The sequence below is a fragment of the Nocardiopsis sp. JB363 genome (genome assembly GCF_900143625.1).
GTDB lineage: Bacteria > Actinomycetota > Actinomycetes > Streptosporangiales > Streptosporangiaceae > Nocardiopsis.
Genome location: NZ_FRFF01000085.1, coordinates 1 through 7508, shown reverse-complemented (window position 1 = coordinate 7508; position 7508 = coordinate 1). Strand labels below are relative to the sequence as shown.

8 protein-coding genes are annotated in these 7508 nt (G+C 69.0%); 4 read left to right on the top strand and 4 right to left on the bottom strand.

From position 1 onward, the window contains the following. Nucleotides 1-104 precede the first annotated feature (104 nt). Nucleotides 105-1475: an MFS transporter gene (locus BQ8420_RS12895; protein WP_087098738.1), complete on the bottom strand. Its 1371-nt coding sequence runs from the start codon at nucleotides 1473-1475 to the stop codon at nucleotides 105-107. A 195-nt stretch (nucleotides 1476-1670) separates the two neighbouring features. Between BQ8420_RS12895 and BQ8420_RS12890 the strand changes: the two genes are divergently transcribed. Next, a complete protein-coding gene (locus tag BQ8420_RS12890; protein ID WP_235006142.1) occupies nucleotides 1671-2660 on the top strand; it encodes a GNAT family N-acetyltransferase in 990 nt (329 codons plus the stop codon). Between the two features lie 31 nt (nucleotides 2661-2691). Here the strand turns inward: BQ8420_RS12890 and BQ8420_RS32300 are convergent, their stop codons facing one another. Next, nucleotides 2692-2850, bottom strand: a complete 159-nt coding sequence (locus tag BQ8420_RS32300) for a hypothetical protein (RefSeq protein WP_200815916.1) — start codon at nucleotides 2848-2850, stop codon at nucleotides 2692-2694. Between the two features lie 128 nt (nucleotides 2851-2978). After that, nucleotides 2979-3500: a GNAT family N-acetyltransferase gene (locus BQ8420_RS12885; protein ID WP_087098736.1), complete on the bottom strand. Its 522-nt coding sequence runs from the start codon at nucleotides 3498-3500 to the stop codon at nucleotides 2979-2981. Between the two features lie 274 nt (nucleotides 3501-3774). On the opposite strand from BQ8420_RS12885, the gene BQ8420_RS12880 reads away from it, so the two are divergent. The 3 genes from BQ8420_RS12880 (at nucleotide 3775) to BQ8420_RS12870 (ending at nucleotide 6149) form a co-directional block, all read left to right on the top strand. Then, a complete protein-coding gene (locus BQ8420_RS12880; protein WP_235006140.1) occupies nucleotides 3775-4269 on the top strand; it encodes a hypothetical protein in 495 nt (164 codons plus the stop codon). A gap of 401 nt (nucleotides 4270-4670) precedes the next feature. Then, nucleotides 4671-5210: a DUF1062 domain-containing protein gene (locus tag BQ8420_RS12875; protein WP_369825502.1), complete on the top strand. Its 540-nt coding sequence runs from the start codon at nucleotides 4671-4673 to the stop codon at nucleotides 5208-5210. Between the two features lie 129 nt (nucleotides 5211-5339). Next, a complete protein-coding gene (locus tag BQ8420_RS12870; RefSeq protein WP_087098742.1) occupies nucleotides 5340-6149 on the top strand; it encodes a thioesterase family protein in 810 nt (269 codons plus the stop codon). 29 nt (nucleotides 6150-6178) lie between these two features. Here BQ8420_RS12870 and BQ8420_RS12865 read toward each other — a convergent pair. Beyond that, nucleotides 6179-7508: S9 family peptidase (locus BQ8420_RS12865; protein WP_143847225.1), on the bottom strand; the 1330-nt coding region annotated here is incomplete at its 5' end.

Here is a 7508-nt window from a genome sequence, read left to right as displayed (position 1 = left end):
GCGCACGGTCAGGGTCCCGTCGGGGGTGGGGTTCAGGTCCATGGCGCATTGCAGGGCGCAGTAGGGGCAGTGGGTGCGAATGGCCCCTGGGTTTGGGGTGGTCGTCATGTGGCCACCTCGGTGGTGGGTGAGGGGGTGGGGCGGCGCAAGTAGACCAGATAGGTGATGGCGGCGCACACCAGGTAGAACACCCCGAAGGCGGCGAAGGCGGGAGCGGTGGAGCCGGTGGCGGCGAAGGACTCACGGAAGGTGACGTTGATGCCCGCCCCGCCCAGGGCACCGACCGCGCCGATGAGCCCGAGCATGGAGGAGGCGGTGCGTTTGGTGTGTTCCAGGGCCTGTTCGCGGGGCTGACCGGCGGCGATGGCGTCCTGGGCCTTGGCCGCGTGGATGGAGGGGATCATCTTGTAGGTGGAGCCGTTGCCCAGCCCGGTGAGGGTGAACATCACCGCGAACGCGGCGACGAACAGCGTGAGTCGGGAGCCTTGGACAGCCAGCAGCAGTACCCCGGCGCACACGGCCATGGCGATGAACACCCACAGGGTGACCCGGGCTCCTCCCAGGGAGTCGGCCAGTCGGCCGCCCACCGGGCGGATCAGGGAGCCGATGACCGGGCCCAGGACGGCGATTCCGGCGGAGGTGAAGGGGGCGAGTCCGAACTGGGACTGTAGGAGCAGACCGAAGGCGAACCCGGTGCCGATGAAGGATCCGAACGTGCCGATGTAGAGCACCGACATCGTCCAGAAGTGTCGGTCACCGATGGCCGAGAGTTGTCCGCGAATGTCGCTTTTGACGTTGGTCAGGTTGTTCATCGATCGCAGCGCCCACCAGGCGGCCAACAGGATCAGTGGGGCGTAGAACAGCGGCACCAGGTATCCGGCCGAGGTGGTGAACAGGGCGATGACCGCCAACCCCACCAGCTGCACGGTGGCCACCCCGATGTTGCCGCCGCCGGCGTTCAACCCCAACGCCCACCCCTTCTCGCGTTCGGGGAAGTAGGAGTTGATGTTGGCCATGGAGGAGGAGAAGTTGCCACCTCCCAACCCGGCGGTGGCGGCCAGCGCCAGCATCAGCCAGAACGGGGTGTTCGGGTTCTGGATGAGGAAGAACGCGGCGGTGGTGGGCACGATCAGCAGTGCGGTGGAGGCGATGGTCCAGTCGCGTCCGCCGAACAGGGGCACGGCCAGGGTGTAGGGCACCCGCAGCAGGGCTCCGACCAGGGTGACCACCGACAATAGGAGGAACTTCTGTTCGGGTGTGGTGGAGAAGCCGTGCTCGGGGACCATGAACAGCACCAGCACCGACCAGAGGGACCAGATCGAGAAGCCGATGTGTTCGGAGGCGATGGAGGCCCACAGGTTGCGACGGGCCAGCCTGCGTCCGGTGTCCTTCCAGAAGGTGCGGTCCTCGGGGTCCCAGTGGGCGATCCAGCCGGGTCCGGTGCGTTGGGCGGGGGCGGCGATGCGAGCGGTCACGACCGGTACCTTCCTGTTCGAGGGCTACTTGTCGTAGCCGACGGTAGGAAGCGGGTGTTACGGGGAGGTGTCCTGTCGTAACGCACGGGAAACGGTGAGCTCACCTGGCTGTCGTGCCGGTGGTGAGAAGCCTGTTGGCGGCGCGCCCCTGGTGAGAGGGGGACAGCGCGGGGACGGTTGTGAAACGGTGTCGGGGTGAGTCCTCTCGTGGAACCCTTCGACCCGGTCGCGGCCACCCACCCTGATCTGGCCGCCTGGACCATGATCTTCACCGCCGGGCAGGGTGAGCTGTCAGGCGGGGCCCCTCGGGCCGAGGACCTGGCCGTGCGGTTGCGTTCACAGCGGGCCGGTGAGGGGTGGAGATGGGCGGGGCGCCTGTCGGCCGCGGAACCGGTGGTGGGGGTGGCCGAGCTGCGCAGGCAACCCCACGAAGCACGGATCGGGTTCTTGCGCCTGTTCGTGGCGCCGGAGGCCCGCCGTGAGGGTTTGGGGCGTGAGTTGCGCGAGACGGTGGTCGAGCAGGCCCGGGTGTTGGGCATGGACCGGTTCCAGAGCACCGTGTTGGTCGGGGAACCCGGTGAGCCCTTCGCCCGAGCCAGCCCCTACCTGCGCACCCTGTCGCGGTTGGAGTTGCAGAAGCAGTACCTGGACGAGGTCACGTTGCGGCGCTGTTGGTCGTTGGCGGCCACCCCGGCGCGGGGTTATCGGCTCACCCACTGGGAGGGGCCCGCCCCCGAGGCCTTGGTGCGTTCGTTCGGGCGGGTGATGGGGCATCTGTTGGACGCGCCCGGAGCGGCGCTGCAGATGGTGGCCCGTTCCTGGGGTCCGGCCCAGGTGCGCGAGTGGGAACGCAAGATCACCGAGGACGGTTCACGGCTGGTGGTGGGCGCGGCGCTGGATCGCATGTCGGATCAGGTGGTGGCGGCCACCGTGTGCACGGTCACCGGTGGTGTGGTGGCCGATCAGCACGACACCGCGGTGATGCCGGCCCACCGTCGTCGGGGGTTGGCCAGCCGGGTCAAGGCCACCCAGGCGTTGCGGGTGCACGACCTGTTCCCGCACGTGCGGGCGCTGGCGGTGACCATCGACCAGGAGAACACGGCCATGCTCGGGGTCAACCGGTCGTTGCTGTACGAGCGGGTGGCGGAGCGTTTGCTGGTGGAGGAGAGCCTGGCCGTGCCTTGAGGGAACGTGGGGGTGAGAGCGGGGCCCGGGGTCAGCCCTGGTTCTTCTTGGACCCGTAGGCGCCGAAGCACAGCGCGAACACCACGCCCAAGGCGATGCCCATGGCCACGCTGTCGAAGAGCAGCCCGAAGCACACTCCCAGGCCCACCCCCAGACCCAGGTTCATGCTCTGCCCGTGTTTGCCGCTCATGGTCCCTCTCTCGCCCGGTGTCCCCTATCCGACGTTATCGGCCCGCGTGGGGTTCCCCACCGTCGTGGTCGACCACGCGCAGGCCGAAGGCGTCCCCGCCCCGGGGAGGGGCGGGGACGCGTGATGGGTCAGACGCCGAAGGCGTCCGGGTAGCGGATGGTCCCGCGCGGTGTGGGCCGCGAGGGGTCCAACGCCAGCGCCATCATGGCCGCATCGGGCACCTCGAAGGGGGCGCGCACACCGAACCCGGAGGCCGGGGCGAACCCGAACCTTGGATAGTAGTCGGCGTGTCCCAGGACCAGGACGAGGTTCTCGCCCATCCGCCGTGCGCTCTCCAGCCCGGTACGGATGGCGGCCGAACCGGCACCGGTGCGCTGGAAGGCGGGCAGGACCGCGCACGGGGCCAACGCCAGTGCGGGGGCGCCGTCGACGTGGCAGCGGGTGAACAGGGCGTGGCCCACCACTCGACCTTCGTCGGTCTGGGCGAGGATCGACAGACCCTCGATCCAGGCCAGGGCGTCGGCGCGCAGGGCGTCGATCAGATCGGCCTCGGCCTCGGTGTCGAAGGCCGCCGCGTTGATGGCGTGGACGGTGCCGATGTCGGAGTCGGTCTCGGGTCGGGTGGACCAGGTGCGTGTGGAGTCGGACAACTCAAGGACCTTTGTTCGTGGGGCCCCGTCGTCTGTTCAGCTCAGGGCCCGGTGTTCGTGGACGTTGTGGGCGCTGCTCGTGGCGGCACCGGTCCTGACGGTCATCGAATCACCCGTATCTCGGTCTGCCTCGGCCGACTCTCGGCTTCGCGCCGATGAACGCTAACAGTGGTCTCGCTGTTGCCGGAAGCGGTTTTCCCCAGACCCGACGCGGAACCGATCGGCGGGCTACCGTGTCTTATTCGTGGGGCTTTCCGGGTCGGTGAGGGTCCTGGTGACGACGGTGGAGGATGACGCGGTGGAGTTGTTCGAAGAGGGCGCCAAGGTGTTGACCCAGGAGATGGTCAAGGGCGGTTGGACCGTGGTGCAGGCCTGGGTCACCCGCCTGTTCAAGGGAGATGCGGCCAAGAAGCAGGAAGCCTTGGGCGAGTTGGAGCGCTCCCGCACGGACCTGGAGGAGGACTCCACGCTGCTGGAGGACGTGCAACAGGAGTGGAAGACCCGGCTGCGCCGTCTGCTGCGCGAGGACCCCGAGGCCGCGACCGAGCTGCGCGCCCTGTTGGAGGAGGTCGCTCCGCAGCGGGGCGGGGACACCATCATCAACACCGCCGGTGACATCGGGGGTGGCAGCTTCGTGATCCAGGCCGGGCACGTGCACGGTGGTGTACACGAGCACAAGGGCGACCACATCGACATGAGTGGTGCGCAGGCCCAGGGGGACATCATCGGTACCCAGTACAACGACGGGTCCCGGCGCCGCCGGGACTGAACGGGCGCGACCGAATGGGGCCGAGCGGGCTCGCCCAGCGTGGCAGCAGGCTGACCTGGGTGCCCCTCTCGGCGAAGCCCAGCCGGATGGCCACACTTGGGTCGAGTGTGTGGTCGATGGCGGCCGAAGCCACCGGTTGGGCCGGGCCCCGTCCCCGGAAAACCCTTTGAGCCCGGCACCGGTGTCCTTGTAGATTGCCCGGGACTCGTCACCGTGAGGACAGGACATCCGCTTGACCCCGCCTGCTCTGTAGACCTGACATCTTTCGCTTTTCTTGAAGCCGGCCCTGGTGTCGGCTCTGCCGGGCTGCTCTCGCGAGCCTGGTGAATCAGCGTTCGAGGCCGCGCGTAATCGGCCTCGTGTCAGGTCTAGAGAGTGCTGTGTCTTCTCAACCTCATATCGTGCTGCCCTGGGTGGTTCGTCGTACCCGGTTGCCGCTGCTGTCGATGCGGTGCCCGGACTGTCGGGCCGGGTCGTTCACCACCGGCCAGGGCAGGTTCCGTGTCAACGCCAATGGCAAGCTGCTGGACGTGTGGCTGTTGGTTCGTTGTCTCGCGTGTGATCACACGAGCAAGCTGACCGTGCACGAGCGGGCGGCGGTCGGGTCCTTCGATCCGGCGACGCTCGACGGCTACCTCGCCAACGATCCGGGGGCGGTGGCGTCCTGGTTGTTGGATCCGCTCATGGCCCGCCGTCATCGCTTCGACCTGGACTGGGAGGGGGCCTGGCGGTTGGAGGTCCCACAGACCGGGTTCGATGAACAGTGGCCGGTTCGAATCCGGGTCCGCTTTCGGGATCCGGTGCCGGTGCGCCGTGATCGTCTCATCGCCCAAGGGTTGGGGCTGAGCCGCAACGAAGTGCGGTCTCGGGTCAAGTGCGAGGCCTCGTTGCGTCGTTCGACGGTCGCCGGGTTCACCTTCGTCTTGATGCCCCGGGACTGACCGGGGGCACGTTCGAGGGGTGAACATCACATCCGGTGGTGGCTCCGTGGGAATGGAGTCGCCACCGGATGACCGAAGAGGATTCTGGTTGTTGTGGTCAGTCGATCTACTCGCCGGTAACATATGGGTATGAGCCAAGATCACCCAGCCCAGGACTACGAGTTCGACCGGGACACCCGCGTCGACAAGGGCGCCGATGGCGGGTTCACCGCCACCCTCACCGACGGGTGGACCACCTTCACCTCCCACCCCAACGGTGGCTACGTGTTGGGCACCGCCCTCAACGCCCTGGGCCAGACCCTCGCCCAGCCCGACCCCCTGGCGGTCTCCGCCTTCTACCTGCGCCCCGCCGCCCCCGGGCCGGCGAACCTGCGCACCGAGACCATCCGCGAGGGGCGCCGCACGGCCACCGGCGCCGTCGTGGTCGAGCAGGGCGGCAAGGAGATCCTGCGCGCCACCGCCACCTACGGCGACCTGAGCGTGGAGGGCCGTGAGCTGCACCTTCAGGGCCCGCCTGTGCTGCCGGCCCCCGAGAAGTGCGTGGTGCCGGCCGAGTTCTCCGGCGACGCGGAGGGGGTCTCCATCGCCCGGCGCGTCGACTACCGCTACCCCGAACGCCCCGCCTGGTTGGACGGGAAGAAGGACGGTCGCCCCGAGGTGGAGTTCTGGATGCGCTTCGCCGACGGCCGCGACGCCGACACGCGTTCCCTGCCCGCCATGGTGGACTTCGCGGTCCCGGCGGTGTTGGAGATCGGTGAGTTCAGCACGATCACCGTGGAGCTGAGCACCCACGTGCGCGCCCGTCCGGCGCCCGGTTGGTTGGCCTGTCGGGTGTTCACCAAGCATCTCTCCCATGGTCTGCACGAGGAGGACATGGAGATCTGGGACAGTCAGGGCACCCTGGTCGCCCAGGCCCGCCAACTGGCCATGCTGCTCTGAGAGCGACCCGCGTGCGAGGCCGGCCCCGTTCAGGCCCGGGACGCCAGATGCCGGTCGAACCAGGCCCGGGTGCGTTCGAGCAGGTCGGCCTGGTGGCTTGAGGTGTGCAGGCCGTGCCCGGCGCCGGGATAGGTCACGAACTCGCATTCCACTCCGAAGTGACGCAGGGCCCGGTGCAGGTAGAGGGCCTGGCCCACCGGAACGTTGGTGTCCTCCCGCCCGTGCGCGATCAGTACCGGGGTGGTGATGTGCGAGGCGAAGGAGATGGGGCCGACCGCGTCGTGCGGATGTGGTCCGATGCCCTCCCAGCCGATGCTGCCGCTCAGTCCTGCCTCGGCCGCCCCGTATTCGCCGGTGGCGGCCAACATCCCCCAATCGCTCACTCCGGCGCCCACCAGGGCGGCGCGGAACCGGTCGGTGTGCCCCACCGCCCAGGCCGCCATGGTTCCGCCGTGGCTCCACCCGCCGATCCCCAGACGGTCGGGGTCGGCCACGCCCCGTTGGACGAGCAGGTCGATGCCGTCGAGGATGTCGGTCCACTCCCCCGCTCCCAGGTGGCCGATCACCCGTTCGGCGAAGGTGCGCCCGTGGCCCTGACCACCGCGCGGGTTGGGCAGGAAGACCGCGTACCCGCTGTGGGCCAACCACTGAGCGGGGGCATGAGCATTGAGGGTGAACTGGTCCATGAAACGGCCGTAGGGGCCCCCGTGCACCCAGGTCACCATCGGGAACGGGCCCTCCTCTGGGGGCAGGCCCACCGGCATGACCAGTAGCCCGTCCAGTTCCAGGCCATCGCGAGCGCGGTAGGCCAGGCGCTCCTGAGCGCCCCAGGCCAGGCCTTCGAGTTCGGGCCGCAGGTGGGTGAGCCGGGTGAGCGTGGCGGTGGCCGCCCCTGCGTACACCTCACGGGGGTGGGTGGGGGTCGCGACCTGGACGGCCACGGTGGTTCCGGTGTCGTCGCAGGTCAAGGACTCCAGTAGGCCGGTGGATCGCCGCAGCGGGGTGAAGGTGCGGGTGGAGGGATCCAGGCGGTGCAGTTCGGTGTCCAGTCCGTGTGCGAACAGGGCCAGTGGTGGGCCTTGGGCGGCCTGGACGAGTTCGAGGGGGCAGCGTTCCAGGTCGGCGGTGAGGTCGGTGGGTTCGGCTCCGGTTCCGGGGATCAGGTCCAGGACGGCTTGGGCGCCGTCGGGTCCGGGTCGCATGGCCAAGTAGGACAGGTGCCATCGGCGGCCGTCGTGCCACCAGGTGGGGGCGTGGGCCTCCCATCCCAGGTCGCCCAGGTGTTCCACGTGGCCGTCGGCGAGGTCGACCAGATGCAGCCGCCAGTGGGGGTGGACGGGGTCGCGTTCGGGGGTGGGA

What these genes read in the sequence shown, in the direction of transcription:
- BQ8420_RS32300 (WP_200815916.1), bottom strand. Translation starts at nt 2,850, where the DNA reads ATGAGCGGCAAACACGGGCAGAGCATGAACCTGGGTCTGGGGGTGGGC.
- BQ8420_RS12870 (WP_087098742.1), top strand. Translation starts at nt 5,340, where the DNA reads ATGAGCCAAGATCACCCAGCCCAGGACTACGAGTTCGACCGGGACACC.